We start from the raw sequence: 16,015 nt of genomic DNA on the forward strand, positions 1-16,015 counted from the left end.
GACAAAAGTTTAGTCAATAATTCAAATTTATCCCCATGAGTATTTCGAAAAGCTTTTTGATTGTTTTTTTTATGTTTTTGGCTGTAGTTTCTAAAGCGCAAAATGAAAGTTATTCAAAAGAGAGTTTTGCCAAAGCATATGTTAAAGTTATTAAAGAGAAGGATTATGAAGGCTTTCAGGAGTTGATTTTGCCATTCAAAGCATTTAAGAAAAGTTTTGATACAAAAAATAAAAGCAAGCAAGAGGTGAAGGATGAGCTAGAGGAAATGGAATACTTGTACAAGAAGTATCAAACGAATGCATTGAATGAGTTTTTTAAAATTGCTAAATCAGATCAGATAGATTGGAATGTTACAGAAATTAAAGGAATTAGACCTGTTAGACAACCTCATCAGAATGCGAAAAAAGGGTTAGTTAAATATGATGTGATGGTTGCTCTACATGATGAAGTTAGAGTTCATCAATTAATGATTTATTCATGCTTTCAGTTTGAAGGCGTTTGGTGGACCTTGGGAAATCAAGTAGAATTGTTTGAGGGGAATGGCAAGGGTATAATTGCTTCGTATACTGAAAAGAATGTTAAGCCAAAAGTAGCCCAAGCTATAGATGATCAGGTTGATAAAGGTAAAAAGGAAATCGTACAAGACGAAGTAGAGTTAAATATTGAGACTGAAAGGCAAGTTTCCGAGCTTGCATTATCAACAATAGAAAGCATTGATGATAAACAGCCTGAAGAAAATACAAATAGCAAGAGCGAAGAGGAAATTCAATTAACAGATTCTGAAAAAAATGCAGTTAAGGAAACTTTGGAAGTTGCAACAAGAGAAACTATTGAGAATAAGGAGTTGGAGCTTGAAGAAGTAGAAGCTAAAGCAAAAGTTGATTATGCAAAAAATACCCAAAATTTGCAAGAGAGCAATGAGCTGGTTTTGACGCAAGAGAAAGGCAATGAAAGCCATCATAATCATGAGCCTAAGACAATGAGATTTAATGATAAATATGTGAATATTGTAAGAACAGCGAAAAACTTAAGCGCAACTGAAACAGAGATTACAATTTCAATTGATGGATTGTCGGCAAATTATGATGGAACAAGTATTTCCATAATTGATCAAATGAGTGGAGGAGTAAGCCTTGTTAAGGATGAACATTACGAAGTAGAGCAAGTAAATGCTACCGATATGCAAATTCAATTCATGACTTATAAGAAATGGGATAAGGAGCTGATTTTGAAATATAAGGTAAGACATGAAAAGGGACAAACGATTAAGATATTTGGAAGCTTGATGTATCATCCTTCAGGTGTGATGTCTCTATTGACTATTGACAGTGTTTTTAGGTTTTAGTGTTGTTTGAATTGATTTTTTATTAAGTTATACAGTAGAGTAATGAGTAAGAAAAAGGTATTGTTATGCGATTTGGGAGGGGTTATATTGAATATTTATCCAGAAAAGACGATACAATCATTTTCTGAATTTGCTAATGTTGATGAAAAAGAAATTCTAAATTTTTATACTAACCACCCTATTTTTAAAAGTATTGAAACTGGTGAGTGCGACGAATTGGAATTTTATGAAGTTGTAAGAAGTGTACTTAATGCTGATATTAGTAATGAGCGAATTAATTCGGCTTGGAATGATTTGTTAGGTGATTTTATTAATCACAGAATCAAATGGCTTGAGAAAATAAGGTCAGAGATTTCCTTGGTATTATTAAGTAATACAAATTCGATACATGCGGACTGTTTTGAACAAAAGTTTAAGGACAGTGTGGGTAGTTCTTTCAGAGATTTTTTTGATGAGGTGTTTTATTCTCACAAAGTAGGATGCAGAAAGCCAGATAATATTATCTATAGTAAGGTGATGAAGTCGTTAAACGTAGATAAATCAGATGTGTTATTTATCGAAGATACAGTTTTGAATATTAAAGCGGCAAGGGATTTTGGTTTGGATACTATTGAAATTCCTAGAAATCAACTTGATTTTGAATTGATGAATGAAATAGAATCGATCTTAAAAAGTAAATAAATTGAAAAAGCCGTTGAAAAATCAACGGCTTTCTCTTTACCTAATAATATTATTATAAATTTGATTATTTCTGAAGTGAATCCAACTTCTTAGTAATCTCCTCTACCTTTGCTGTCTTGTTGTCTTTTTGGTATATACCAAGAAGAATTTCAAGGACACCTTGGTCGTCAGGCTTAAGAGTTAGAGCTTTTTCAAAATAAGGTACACCTGCGTTGAATAGTTTTAGTGCTTTTTCTTCAACTTCAGCTCCTTTTTGTTGGTAAGTTTTAAGGTCCATATTGGCAGCTTCATTCCAAACAGGCACAGCTTGGTTGTAGTAAGCAGCTCCAATTGCATACGTAGCATCATAGTTCTCAGGGTCGATTTCTACTGCTTTTTTGTAAGCGTCAATCGCATCGTCCCATTTCTTTTGAGCTTCGTAGATATAACCTAGGTCATAATAAAGAACAGCGTTGTTTGGATCATTTTCGATTGACTTCTTGATAGAAGTTTCCGCGTCTCCAATTCTGTTCAATTCAATCAAAAGGCTAAGCTCTTGTTGGATCAAATCTTTATTATGAGGAAAAGCTTCTCTTGCTTTTGTCGCTACTTCAAGAGCTTTTTCATAATTTTCATTTTTCTTCTCGATGAAAACTATTGTATTCCATACATCAAGTTTTGCTCCTCCGTGATTAAGGTAACCTTCATAACTTTCAACAGCAGCCTTGTCATCTCCAAGCTGTTGTGCAGCAACACCACCATAAAGATAAGCATTTGTGTCAGCAGGGTTGATAACTTTTACGAAATCAAAGTTTTCAACAGCTCCTTCGAAATCGTCTTCATTATAATCTTCTGTCGCTTTGTTCCAGAAGAAACCTTGAAGGTTTGCTAATTGTTGATCAGCTTGCACTGCATAAAGCTTAGCTGATTCCATTTCTTTAACATGATCGAATGATTCAACAGCTGTTTTAAGAGCTGCTTCGTCTACAGAAAGGGCAGTTGTATCTTGGGCAATGCTGCTATAGATTTGACCTTTGATATACCAAGCCTTAGGGTTTTTATTTACTTTGCCTTTTGGATCATTAGCGAAAGCGGCATCGATTTGCTGCTTCGCTTCGTTTAGCTCCATTTTGTTCAAGTATGATTCTGCTTTTGTTACAGAACCTTTCACTGGCTTTTGAGCAAAAGCGTTTGCCGAAACTACCGCGGCTAAAATTAAGCTTGCGAATACTCTTTTCATCTTATATTAATTGTTTCAAAAATTTCACGATTGATTTTCAGACTCATCATTTTGTTGTTCAGTCCCTTCGTTTGATCCTGTGTTTTCTTCAGAGATCTCTTCATCATCATCTTCAACTTGTTTAACTCTAGTCACAGAAGCTACTTCGTCACTATCGTTCAAGCGAATCAATTTCACACCTTGAGCTGCTCTACCCATCGTTCTGATACTGCTTACATTCATGCGTATGGTAATGCCGGATTTGGTTATAATCATCAAATCATCAGTGTCTTCCACTTCAGTGATGCTTATTAGTTTTCCTGTTTTGTCAGAAATACCGATAGCCTTAACACCTTTTCCGCCTCTTTTTATCATTGAGAATTCGCTAATCAATGATCTTTTACCCATACCTGTTTCAGAAACTACCATCAACGTCGCATCGTCATTATGCGTGCAGACTATTCCGATAACTTTGTCATCGTCAGCTTGAAGGCGAACTCCTCTTACACCTGCAGCAGTTCTGCCCATTGGCCTGATATTGTCTTTCAATGAGAATTTGATCGCTTGGCCATAGCTCGTGCCTAATATGATATTGTCATCATCCGAAGCTAATTTAACGTCAAGTAGGGAGTCTCCTTCTTTAATTCCCAAGGCAAGAATACCTCTTTTGCTAGGTCTGGAATATGCTTCGAGTCTAGTTCTTTTAATGATACCTTGCTGAGATACCATTACCAAGTAATTGTTCTCGATATAATCTTGATCATTGAGAGTCTCAACATTAATGATGGTTCTTACACTATCATCTGGTTCGATTTCAATGAGGTTTTGAATAGGTCTTCCTTTGGCTGTTTTACTAGCTTCAGGCACTTGGTAAACTTTTTTCCAGTATAGTTTGCCTTTTTCAGTGAAGATTAATAAATAATTATGCGCGTTGGCAACGAATAATTGTTCTGTAAAGTCGTCTTCTTTAGAGCCCGCGCCTTTTGATCCAACGCCACCTCTTCCTTGCGCTTTATATTCAGTAAGGCTAGTTCTTTTGATATATCCTTGATGAGAGACAGTGATCAGCATTTTTTTGTTAGGGATCATGTCTTCATCTTCGAAATCTTCAGCGCTGTGTACAATTTCCGTACGGCGGTCATCGCCATATCTTTCATTGACAGCCTCCAATTCTTCTTTGATCAAGCTCATTCTCAAAGGCTCATTGTCGAGGATTTCATTCAATCGATCAATCAGCTCCATGATTTCAGCGTATTCTTTTTCGATCTTTTCACGCTCAAGTCCAGTCAATCGTTGAAGTCTCATCTCCAAGATTGCTTTTGCTTGAATATCCGAAAGTTCGAATTTTTCCATTAATTGGGATTTGGCCAACTCAGGATCTCTAGAACTTCTGATGAGACTAATAACTTCATCAATATTATCTAAAGCGATCAAGTAACCTTTAAGTATGTGTGCTCTTCTTTCAGCTTCGGCAAGCTCATACTTTGTCCTTCTAACGATAACTTCATGACGGTGATCAACATAATGTTTGATCATATCCTTAATGTTAAGCGTCAGTGGTCTTCCTTTTACAAGCGCTACATTATTTACACCAAAAGTGCTTTGCAGCTGAGTGTATTTGTAAAGATGGTTAAGGACAACATTTGGAATAGCGTCTTTTTTAAGGTCAAAAACTATTCTATATCCATTTCTATCAGATTCATCTCTAATGTCAGAGATTCCTTCTATTCTCTTTTCGTTGACTAAAGCCGCGGTTTTCTCAATCATTGAAGCTTTGTTTACCATATATGGTATTTCAGTTACAATGATTTGGGTTTTGCCTGACTTTGCTTCTTCAATAGTTGCCTTGCCTCTCATGACAACTCTTCCTCTGCCTGTTTCAAAAGCAGATTTCACGCCGCCATAGCCGTATATGATTCCGCCTGTTGGGAAGTCAGGGGCAGTGATATACTCCATCAATTCAGGGATCGTAATCTCATTATTATCAATGTAGGCTATCGTGCCATTGATTACCTCTCTTAAGTTATGAGGAGGCATGTTTGTCGCCATACCTACTGCAATACCTGATGCTCCGTTGATTAGCAGGTTAGGTAATTTTGCCGGCAATACTGTTGGCTCGTTAAGCGAGTCGTCAAAGTTCGGTTGAAAGTCGACAGTATCTTTATTGATATCTGAAAGCATTTCGTCCGAAATTCTTTTCAGCCTTGCTTCTGTATAACGCATTGCTGCTGGCGAGTCGCCATCAATAGACCCAAAGTTACCTTGTCCATCGACCAAAGGGTATCTTAAAGACCAATCTTGAGCCATACGAACCATAGTGTCGTAGACCGACGAATCTCCATGCGGGTGGTATTTACCAAGAACTTCACCGACGATTCTCGCAGATTTTTTGTAAGGCTTGTTGTACGTAACGCCCAAGTCCAGCATTCCGTACAGTACTCTCCGGTGAACTGGTTTTAGTCCATCTCTAACATCTGGTAATGCTCTAGATATGATTACCGACATCGAATAGTCGATGTAGGCACCTCTCATTTCATCTTCGATGTTGATAGGAATTATATTTTCATTTTCTCCGATTGCCATATATTATCGAATAAATAATCAAAAACGATTTCTTAATTAAAAAAAATGCTAAAAGCAAAACTGCGAACAGTAATGAAATGCAATATAGTCATTCTTACTATTTGTAAGAAATAATCCAATAGCAAAAAGGCTGATTTTTGTTAAAATCAGCCTCTTGCAAGTCTTAGTTTTTTTACATTCCCGCCGGTCTAGGCTGAAATTTAGCTTTATCCTTTCTTCTGTAGTTTTGAAGAGTCTTAGGAATTTGTCCGATTTTTGGATTCTGAGGATAAACTAAAGGTTGCCCTCGGTACGCTTGATCACCATGAGCATGTTTCATTTGTGTCTCGCAACTATGTATTGGACAGCGTTTGATTTCAGGTATTCTGATTTTGACGCCTAAAGTTATAGCAAATGCATTTTGACTTGTTTTTAATGTGCTTGTTGATTCAGGGAGTAGTACTTGGTAGTTTTTAAACTCATAAGACGGTCTGATAAAAACTCTAAAGTATTCTGAAAAGACTCTCTCGATAGGCATTCCCACATTAATTGTCATTGAGCGTTCAAGAGCATCTTTGGAAAAACCTTTTCCAAGACTGGTTTTTCCAAATTGCATATCCAATACGTAGGTGAAACCTTTGTAGTGATATAATTCAGCGCCAAGAGTCAAATAATATTTGAAAAAAGCACTTTTTATTTCAGGATTGAGTTCAATGAGCGTGCCGTTCAAATTTGATTCAGGGCTTAATTTTTTTAGTCTGTGAGTTGCGTATGTTAAACCAAGCCCAGCTCTAAACCTTCTGCCAAATAAGTAATTAAAATTGAGGTCTATAGGAACTCCGCTTCCCACACCCTTGTATACAACCTGTTGACCGTTGGTTTCAAGTTTTTGATAATTAGGAAAGTTTTCAGCTTCACCAATATACTCAGGAGCATTTAGCCAATTTTTGTATAGTTTATTGTCGGCATCTCCAATGAGAATATTTTTGCTCCCTGCTAAATATATACTTTGAGAGCTTAAATCTGTATTGTAGAAAGTTGCCTCATAGCCAGCTGAGAATGAAAACATGAATCTATTGAGAATTTCTCTGAATCGGTTAGGTTTCAATTCAGGATTATTCGCATATATATCATCAAGATTGTATTCTCTGTTGGCATTTTCCTTTTTGGCTTCTTTTTTCATTTCCTTTTGCGCAAATAGGCTTGTAGAAATGGTAGAAAGCAAAAATATGGCGGCAATTATTTTAAAATCTTTTGAAAATCGGCTTTTTCGCATAAATAAATCATTATCCCCATAGTAAAAACGTGCGAGATAGGTTTATTGCATAAATCTTTAAATAAAATTCAAGCCTATCGCACGTTTACATGTAAGGTAGCTATTTTTTTTAAAACTTTATAATAAAATGAGTTGCATTATACTCTTTAGCTTATCTCAGTGTACTTATTATAATTCAATATAAGATTGCCTTATTTGTTCTAAAGCCTTGACTAATAATGATCTTTGTGTTGCGAAGTTTAAACGCATAAACATGCCATAATTTTTTCCAAATATTTTACCATGGCTTAAGCCAACTTCTGCTTTTTGATAGAAAAAGTGCTTTAATTGATTTTCGTTTTCAAAAGGCATGTCAGTGCAGTCAAGCCAAAGTAAAAATGTAGAGTCAGGCTTATTAGGCTTGATTTTAGGTGTATATTGAGTTAAATAATCAATTGCAAAATCACGATTGCCCTTCAAGTATTGCAATGATTGTTGATGCCATTCCATGCCGCTTTCGTAAGCTGCTTCAAAGGCTGTGTAACCAAGAAGATTGCCCGAGAAAAGATGAAGTCTTTCCAGTTCTCTTTTAAATTTTGACCTAAATTTGATATCGGGAATAGATACAACTGAAGCAGCCATTCCAGCTAAATTGAAAGTCTTGCCTGGCGAAAAACAAGAAATTATATTTTTGAAATTGTTTTTTTGCATCAGGCTGACATGCTTTTTAGAGTTATCTAAAATTATGTCACAATGAATTTCATCTGAAATTACTAGAACATTATGAGTTTCTGCCAAATGTAAGATTTTGTCTAAATCTTCATTAGAGAAAATTTTGCCGACCGGATTGTGCGGATTGCATAATAAAAAAATATCAATGCCTTGCTTGAAACAATCTTCTAAATTCTTAAAATCAATCTGGTAGTTTCCATTTGAATCTATAATAAGAGGGCTTTCGACTATTGCACAACCGTTGTCTTTGATAATTTGATAGAATGGGTGATAAACAGGGGTGTTGATGGCAACTTTATTGAATTTAGTAGCGAATATCGAGATAAGCATAGACAGAGAAGGAACAACTGCTGGACTAAAACAAAGCCATTCTTCTTTGATGTGAATATTATGTCTAATATTCATCCATTTTATAAAACTATTGTAGAAATTATCACTTTGTAAAGTATAACCAAAAAGAGGGTGTTCAATTCTTTTTTTTAATGCAATTGTTATTTCATTGCAAACTGGAAGGTCCATGTCAGCTACCCATAAAGGTATGACTTTTTCATTTCCAAATAATTTCTTTCTAAAATTATATTTAATAGTATTTGTGTGATTTCGATCTATTTGAATGTCAAAATTATATTGCATTATAAGATAAGTTTAGTTAAAGCGATTTTCATGAAAAGATCTTGCAAAAAACGGAAAAAATACGTATTATATTAACATTGAAAGGTATTTTGTTGATGTTAATAACAAGTTACACTTTTATGAAGTTAAAGGGAAATACGGTCTAATAATTTATTGTAAATTTTATTGATTAAAGTTTTACTTAAATATAGAAACTTTTCTATTGCATATTTTTGCATCATTCTCTGGAATTGTTTGGGGGGTGAGAGATTATGTGCTCAAAATTATAAGACTGATACAGTTTTTATGAAGGCAAATTCTCTGCTAATTTTGCCTGATACAACTATTTTGTATTCCGAAGACACTACTATTACCATTTGTGATTCACTTAATTATTATTTGAGTAATGATTTAGGGAATGGAAGTAGGAATTTCTTCTCCAAATTAGAGGACTTCTCTAAAAAGAAGCATTTTTTAAGTCAGTTATTCAGCTCTCTTATTCATTTTCCCAAGCCTAAAAAGGATAAAGTGGTCACCAAAATGGAGGAAAGCGAGAAGCCTTATCGGCAATGGGAAGGATATGAAATCGCTGAAGTTAATTATAAAAGAGTAGATGTGTTTGGCGCAAGCGTTGATGATACCACAAAAGTCAGCGAAAACAAATGGGTGAACATCGCGAATAACACTCATATGCATACGGTCACTTGGGCGATAAAGAAAAATATCTATCTTAAACCAGGGGATAAAATAAGACCGGAAGCAATTTCTGATAATGAGAGAGTAGTTAGGTCTTTGCCGAATGTTAGGGATGCGAAAATATATGTGAGGCCTTTAGATAGTGCTGATAGTCTTGTGGCTTTGGATGTTGTTACCCAAGATAATTTTCCTATATTTTTTTCAGGAAGTTTGTCAGGTTTGAATAGAGGAGCCGTTGGGTTTGTACATAAGAATTTCTTGGGTATGGGGCATGAATTTGGCGCTTCGATGATTGTGAACTCGCAAGAAAAACAACAATTTGGATATGATATTGAATATTTAGTGCCAAATATAAGAAGGTCGTTTATAAATGCCTCTGTAGGTCTAACAGATGTTTATGATGAAAAATCTTTTAGAGCCGGCGTGTATAGAGATTTTTATCACCCGTCAGTTAAATACGCTGGGGGAGCATTTTATTCATTGGGGAGAAAAAGATTAGATAGAGTTGTGCCTTTGGTGGATTTAGATGCTCAAGAGATTCCATGGTTTGATCAACAGTTGCAGGATTATTGGTTTGCTAGATCGTTTCCAATCAAGGATTTTAATCCGCAATGTGATTTGCAGAGATTTCGGTTTGTTGTTGCTGCTAGATATATTCAAGATGACATTTATACTGACAATAATATTATGATGGACACTATACCATCATTAAAAAGCAGGAAAATGGTGATGGGAAGTATTGGCTTGTCATCTAGACGATATTTCAAGGATAAGTTTATTTTCTCATTTGGCAAAAATGAAGATATTCCACATGGAGAAAGATTCGAGCTAACTTATGGAAAAGAATTCATTGAAAATGGAGTAAGAGATTACTTTGGGCTTAGAATGGCCAAAGGTAATTTTGTGAAGAGGTTTGGTTATTTACAAGGTCAGTTGGATTTTAGTGGTTTTTTTAGAGATAGGCATATCGAAGAAGGAATGATAAGTGGTAAGTTTAGTTATTTTAGTCATTTGTTCAGCAAGCATCATTTGAAGATAAGGCAGTTTATAAATTTAAGGTACGCAGTAGGTATAAATAGATTACCCGACGAATACTTGGAATTAAGCAGCGATAGAGGTATTAGAGGTGTTAATGACCAGGACATTCGGGGAAATCAGATGTTAGTGGCTAATTTTGAAACGGTTAAATTTACAGCGCTGCAACCTATGGGGTTTCGACTTGCTGTGTTTTTCTTCACAGACATAGGCTTGTTAAGTGATCGTAACAAATCCCTATTTAAGGGAAGTGGTTATGCTGGTTTTGGTTTGGGTATTAGAGCCAGAAATGACCATTTGGTATTTAAAACTATACAGTTGAGGTTAGGCTATTATCCTGTGTTGCCGGATCGATATCATCATGTTGCATTTGATTTGGCGGGTCAGGGTGTATTGCAAGTGGATGATTTTGATATTGGCCGTCCTGAAGTGTTGCCCTTTAGATAAAAAAACTCGCCTAAGTTGATAAAGGCGAGTTATTATTGGACTACTTTTCTTTTGTTTGAGCTTCTTTAATGGATGAGTTCATCGCATTGCTAACTTCTTTGATTTTTACTTCTTCTTTTTTGAGGTAATTTATTGCATCATCTATAGGTAATGTGTCGTATTTGGCATTGAAACCACGCATCCACTTCATCATCATATGGTCTGCGTTATCGAGATTATTTGATATCTTTTTAAGCTCTTGGACTTGAGTGGCGTTAAGCGAGTCTTTTGATAAACTATCAATTTGTGAATTGATGTTTTTTTTCAAATTCATGATGTCTTGCATCTTAGGCATAACATCGTCGTGAATTTTCATTACATTTTTGTAAAGTGTCTCTTTTTCAAGCTTTTTCTTATCTGTGCATGAGTAAGTGAAACATGAAATGACAATCGCAGTTAAAAAGAATAATTTTTTCATTAAGATCTTTATTATAGTTTGACAATGGTAGATTTAATGTTTTCGTATTATGCACAAGTTAAGAAAATACTTATTTGCTTTCATATTTTTCATCGCCAATTATTATTTCCTCTTCTACAACTCCACTGGCTTGAAATAGCCCGAGTGCTCCACCTGAAATATTTGAAGCAGGGTTGGCCGGGACAGAAGAAAATAAGCCGCCATCATTGTTTAACACTTTACTTAAATCATTATAATATTTATAGGATTCTGGAGTAAGACTGCTGATTTGAAGTCTGGCAAGGTCATCTAATTTATAGTAGACAGGAGAGGGAAAGTCGGTTAATTTTCCACTGATGATTTGATCATCGATTACATAGACATTGTTCCCATTATTGTTAATGATTGTGTCGTTTCTGTAAAACCTGAATTGATAATAATCTTTGGTTTCTTCAGGCTCTGTAGTGGTTAGTAAAATTTGATAATAATAGCCTTTTTGATCCTCTGGTAATAAATTTCGTTGATCGTATCTTCTTTGATCAAATTTCCAAGTTAGCTTTTCTATTTCATTGATTTGATTTAGCTTGTTTTCAGAAAAGTATGTATTTCCTTCATGCTCAATCATTAATTTATACGTTGCTCCGAATTTACCCATATAACTTCTGTTGGAGAAATAAGCATTTTCCTCAGGAAAATATGTGTATTGATAGACCGTTTCTTCATTGTCTAATATTTCTATGACTTTGACATTTGCATCGTTAATATAACTTTTATTATCTGTGTCATAGAATCCTTGTGATAAGCTAAGTTGGACATAATGTCTCTTTTTTTTGTTGATAACAAGGCCTTCGACAACCATCTTGGGTTTGGATTGCTCATTGTCTAATGTGATAACTTCTTCGCAACCAAATATGAATATGCTTATCAATACTGAAAGAAATATGTTAATCGTTTTCATCAGATTTAAAATTTGAAGTTATAGGTTACTGAGGGTAAGATTGGGAATAGATATACCATTACAGCTTCTCTAGATCCATCACTTTTTATATTTCCATCACTATCCTCGGCAGGTCTTGTAGTTATTGTGAATGGGTTTTTTCTGTTGTAGAGATTATATATCGCAAAAGTCCATGAGCTTTTCCATTTTCGATTTTTATTTTTGCTAGGGTTAAGTGTCGCTGAGATATCCAATCTGTGAAAATCAGGTAATAAGTAATTATTTCTTTCTGAATATAGGTCTGGAGAATATTCAAATATGTCATACTTGCCTGTGGAAACAGTAATTGGTCTGCCTGTAGAGTATGTAAATATTCCGCCAAATGTCCATTTTTCATTCAGTTCATATATCGCATTTAAGTTGAAGACATGCCTTCTGTCGTAATTTGCTAAAAATTCCAGACTAGAATTTACCCCGTCGATTATTCTTGTCGCTTTTGATAAAGTATAGCTAGCTGCTCCAGTAAGAGCTCCCTTATTTTTTTTTAGGTATAACTCCAAACCATAACCTTTAGCTTCTCCTTGTCGGAATTCCGTTGATAAATTCTCATTAAAAAAGATGTCTGCATTGTCTGCAAAGCCCGTTATGCTTTCAAGAGTTTTATAATAAACTTCTATGGAAGCCTCATAAGTGTTTTCTTTGAAATTTTGAAAATACCCCAATGCAATCTGATCAGCTAATTGCGGATCTAAATATGGAGAGCTAGGTTGCCATGTATTGAAAGGGATTGGAACGGTTGAGTTGGAAATTAAATGTTCGTATTGGACCATTCTATTATATGAGGCTTTAATAGAGTTTTCATTGTTTAAAAGAAACCTCAATGCAATTCTTGGCTCAATATTAACGAAAGTCCGTATAGATTTCCATTGTCCATAGTGTTCTTCACCTGTTCTAATAGGCGTGATGTTATTAGTAGGGTCTTGGTAAGTGTATATAGTTGTACTTCCTGTATTGGTGAATATTGAAAGTCGAGCTCCGTACTGAGCGCTTAGCCAGTCATTTATTTTTTGGTTGTTTGAAACATAAATATTGTTGCTAATAGCCCAAAGTCTTTCTAGTTCAACATTTTTAAAGTTTGTGCTTTCGCCTGTCGGACTTATTTCTCCTGGAAAATATTCCTTAAAGCTTAATGAGTAACCAATATTGAGTTTGTTTGATGGGTTTGCATCCCAAGTAAGATCGTAGATATATGTGGCTTCTTTATTGAACGAATCCCATTTGAAGCCATTGTCGTCGATCTTATTATCGAACAGGTAGCCAAATTGAGCATAGGTGAGGTGCATAGAAGAATTAAGTTTGGGATTGAAAACATGATCCCAGTGTATTCCTGCATTAGCATTTCCCCAGTTAAAAGCGACTTCTCCTTCATTGAATTGAATTTTGTCTTTTCCAAAATACCCGCTCAGATAAAGTCTGTTTTTTTTATTTAATTTATATGATAATCTCGCGTTTAGGTCGTAATAACTCAAAAGATTTGAGTTCACCGCTGGATCGTTTGATAATCTTTGAAAAAGATCAATATAAGATCGTCTTCCTGAAACTAGAAAAGATAGCTTGTCTTTGATAATAGGCCCTTCGATCATCAATCTACTTGCTAGTAATCCGATTCCTCCTTCGGCGGTGAGTGTTTCAAAATTTCCTTCTTTGGTTTTAATATCTACGATTGAAGAAAGCCGGCCTCCATAGGAAGCAGGAATTCCTCCCTTATAAATTTCTGAAGATGAAATTACATCTGCGTTGAATACTGAAAATAAACCAAATAGGTGTGAGGCGTCATAAACTGGCGCATAGTCAAGGTAGATCATATTTTGATCAGCGCTCCCTCCTCTAACAAAAAAGCCAGAAGTGCCCTCCCCAGCGTTGATAATGCCTGGTTGTAGTTGAATATTTTTAATGATATCAACTTCCCCTAATAGTGAAGGGAGTTTTTTGACTTTATCAATGTCGATTTTTATAGTGCTCATTTGAACACTTTCGAAATTATCTGTTAACGCTTCATCTGTGATGACGACTTCATTCAAGGCTTGACTTGATGGATCTAGTGATATGTTCAAGGTTTGATTCTTATTCGCAGTAACTTCTATTTCTTTGCTTTCGAAGCCCATGAAGGAATAAGTTAGATGAAAAGTCATGTCTTTGGGGAGTGTCAAAGAATAATTTCCCCTTTCATCTGTAGCAGTTCCATTTTTAAGTTCTTTAATAAAAATAGTTACTCCTAATAGTGGTTCTTGGTTTGAAGCGTCTATAATATTGCCTTTAATCGTAATGTTCGCGTTTTGACTAAAAAGCATATTGTTGAAGCAAAGCATAAGCAATGCCAAGAGGATAAAGTTTGTTTTCATGGGGAGAAAATCTATTTTTCTAAAATTTACCCCATAAGGATTATCTAAACAAAGAGAACGTTAAATTTTTTTTATATAAAATTATAAAAGGTCTAATGTATATTTAAACTTAGAGCTTTTAATTTTAATTAAAGCTAAATATTAGCACTTTCCCTGTCCAATGTTCTGTATTGGACGGCTTCAGCAATATGCTCCATTTTAATAGATTCAGAGCCAGACAAGTCAGCGATAGTTCTTGAAAGTTTAAGGATTCTATCGTATGCTCTTGCGGAGAAGCCTAATTTGTTCATAGCTGTTTTAAGAAGAAGCTTGCTTGATTGATCTATTTCGCAATATTTTTTTATTAAATGAGAGGGCATCATTGCATTGCAGTGAATGCCTTTTATTTCCTCAAAACGACTATTTTGCATATTTCGGGCTTGTATTACCCTTTCTCTTATTGTGGCACTTGATTCAGAACTTCTATTGGAAGTCATCTCGTCAAATGAAACTGGAGAAACTTCCATATGCATATCTATGCGATCCAAGAGTGGACCAGAAATTCTTGACATTGCTTTTTGGATAGTTTCAGGACTCCAAAAGGAATCATCGCCATCTTTTCCTGCTTGAAAACCATAGGGGGTTGGGTTCATGCTGGCGATAAGCATAAAGTTCGCAGGGAAGTCCACTGATATCTTAGCTCTTGAAATAGTTACTTCTCTATTTTCAAGTGGTTGACGCATTACCTCTAAAGTATTTCTCTTGAACTCCGTTAATTCATCCAAAAAAAGAACTCCATTATGGGCAAGCGAGATTTCTCCTGGTTGGGGAATACTGCCGCCTCCAACTAAAGCAACATCACTGACTGTATGATGAGGTGATCGGAAAGGCCTTTTGGAAATAAGATTTGATTCGCTACTTAATTTTCCTGCAACTGAGTGGATTTTTGTGGTTTCAAGGGCTTCATGCAAAGTAAGTGGTGGCAATATGCTTGGGAGTCTTTTCGCTAACATCGTTTTGCCCGCACCTGGAGGACCTATCATAATGACATTATGTCCACCTGCGGCTGCAATTTCAAGAGCTCTTTTGATGTTTTCCTGCCCTTTTACATCCCCAAAGTCCAAATCCGTTTCTTCGACTTCGCTGTTGAAAATATCTCTTGTGTCACAAGGAAGGGGAGCAATTGTTTTTATGCCATTAAGGTGGCTGATGGCGTCGGAGAGATTTTCAACGCCAATGACTTCCAAATTATTAACGATAGCGGCTTCGCGAGCATTTTCCATCGGAACAATGAATCCTTTGAATCCTTTTTTTCTGGCTTCAATTGCAATCGGCAAAGCTCCTTTGATAGGCCTTAATGTTCCGTCCAAGGCTAATTCTCCCATTATAAGATAATCTTCCAGTTCAGAAGCGGTGATCTGGCTGGAAGCTTTCAATATCGCTAAGGCAATTGGAAGGTCGTATGAAGAGCCTTCTTTGCGTATATCAGCTGGTGCTAGATTGACTACAATTTTATTACGGGGCATAAAAAATCCATTATGCTTGATAGCGGACTCCACTCTTTGCTGGCTTTCTTTTACCGCATTGTCAGGCAAGCCAACCATGAAGAATTTAGCTCCTTGTCCAACACTGGTTTCAATAGTGATTGTCATGGCATTTACGCCAAATACTGCGGCTCCGTAAGTTTTTGATAGCAT

The 16,015-nt window shown here is 35.6% G+C and carries 11 protein-coding genes; 3 read left to right on the forward strand and 8 right to left on the reverse strand.

Annotation, left to right across the window (positions count from 1 at the left end; all coding sequences use genetic code 11):
* Positions 1 to 35: 35 nt before the first annotated feature.
* Both AABK36_RS08915 and AABK36_RS08920 read left to right on the forward strand, forming a co-directional pair.
* Positions 36 to 1,346: a hypothetical protein gene (locus AABK36_RS08915; protein ID WP_309939559.1), complete on the forward strand. Its 1,311-nt coding sequence runs from the start codon at positions 36 to 38 to the stop codon at positions 1,344 to 1,346.
* A gap of 42 nt (positions 1,347 to 1,388) precedes the next feature.
* Entirely contained in the window at positions 1,389 to 2,027 is a 639-nt protein-coding gene (locus AABK36_RS08920) for an HAD-IA family hydrolase (RefSeq protein WP_309939561.1), read from the forward strand.
* A gap of 64 nt (positions 2,028 to 2,091) precedes the next feature.
* Here the strand turns inward: AABK36_RS08920 and AABK36_RS08925 are convergent, their stop codons facing one another.
* From AABK36_RS08925 to AABK36_RS08940, 4 genes are all read right to left on the reverse strand, one after another.
* Positions 2,092 to 3,246, reverse strand: coding sequence for a tetratricopeptide repeat protein (locus AABK36_RS08925; protein ID WP_309939563.1), 1,155 nt, complete (start codon positions 3,244 to 3,246; stop codon positions 2,092 to 2,094).
* A gap of 24 nt (positions 3,247 to 3,270) precedes the next feature.
* Positions 3,271 to 5,808, reverse strand: coding sequence for a DNA gyrase subunit A (gene gyrA / locus AABK36_RS08930; protein ID WP_309939565.1), 2,538 nt, complete (start codon positions 5,806 to 5,808; stop codon positions 3,271 to 3,273).
* A gap of 172 nt (positions 5,809 to 5,980) precedes the next feature.
* On the reverse strand, positions 5,981 to 7,063 hold the full coding sequence (locus tag AABK36_RS08935) for a hypothetical protein (protein ID WP_338390321.1): 1,083 nt from the start codon (positions 7,061 to 7,063) through the stop codon (positions 5,981 to 5,983).
* A 168-nt stretch (positions 7,064 to 7,231) separates the two neighbouring features.
* The gene (locus AABK36_RS08940) at positions 7,232 to 8,407 is read right to left on the reverse strand and encodes a MalY/PatB family protein (protein ID WP_309939567.1); all 1,176 of its coding nucleotides are present in this window, start codon (positions 8,405 to 8,407) and stop codon (positions 7,232 to 7,234) included.
* Between the two features lie 285 nt (positions 8,408 to 8,692).
* Between AABK36_RS08940 and AABK36_RS08945 the strand changes: the two genes are divergently transcribed.
* Entirely contained in the window at positions 8,693 to 10,564 is a 1,872-nt protein-coding gene (locus AABK36_RS08945) for a BamA/TamA family outer membrane protein (protein WP_309939570.1), read from the forward strand.
* 40 nt (positions 10,565 to 10,604) lie between these two features.
* On the opposite strand, the gene AABK36_RS08950 is transcribed toward AABK36_RS08945, so the two are convergent.
* The 4 genes from AABK36_RS08950 to AABK36_RS08965 all read right to left on the reverse strand — a co-directional run bounded on the left by AABK36_RS08950 (position 10,605) and on the right by AABK36_RS08965 (position 16,015).
* On the reverse strand, positions 10,605 to 11,021 hold the full coding sequence (locus AABK36_RS08950; RefSeq protein WP_309939571.1) for a hypothetical protein: 417 nt from the start codon (positions 11,019 to 11,021) through the stop codon (positions 10,605 to 10,607).
* A gap of 70 nt (positions 11,022 to 11,091) precedes the next feature.
* Positions 11,092 to 11,958 carry a DUF4249 family protein gene (locus AABK36_RS08955; RefSeq protein WP_309939575.1) on the reverse strand — a complete coding sequence of 289 codons (867 nt, stop codon included), beginning with the start codon at positions 11,956 to 11,958 and terminating at the stop codon, positions 11,092 to 11,094.
* A 5-nt stretch (positions 11,959 to 11,963) separates the two neighbouring features.
* Positions 11,964 to 14,339 (reverse strand): TonB-dependent receptor, encoded by a 2,376-nt coding sequence (locus AABK36_RS08960; RefSeq protein ID WP_309939577.1) that lies wholly within the window; start codon positions 14,337 to 14,339, stop codon positions 11,964 to 11,966.
* Between the two features lie 134 nt (positions 14,340 to 14,473).
* Complete coding sequence (locus AABK36_RS08965; protein ID WP_309939578.1) at positions 14,474 to 16,015, reverse strand: YifB family Mg chelatase-like AAA ATPase; 1,542 nt, start codon at positions 16,013 to 16,015, stop codon at positions 14,474 to 14,476.

Source organism: Aureibacter tunicatorum (genome assembly GCF_036492635.1).
GTDB classification, from domain to species: domain Bacteria; phylum Bacteroidota; class Bacteroidia; order Cytophagales; family Cyclobacteriaceae; genus Aureibacter; species Aureibacter tunicatorum.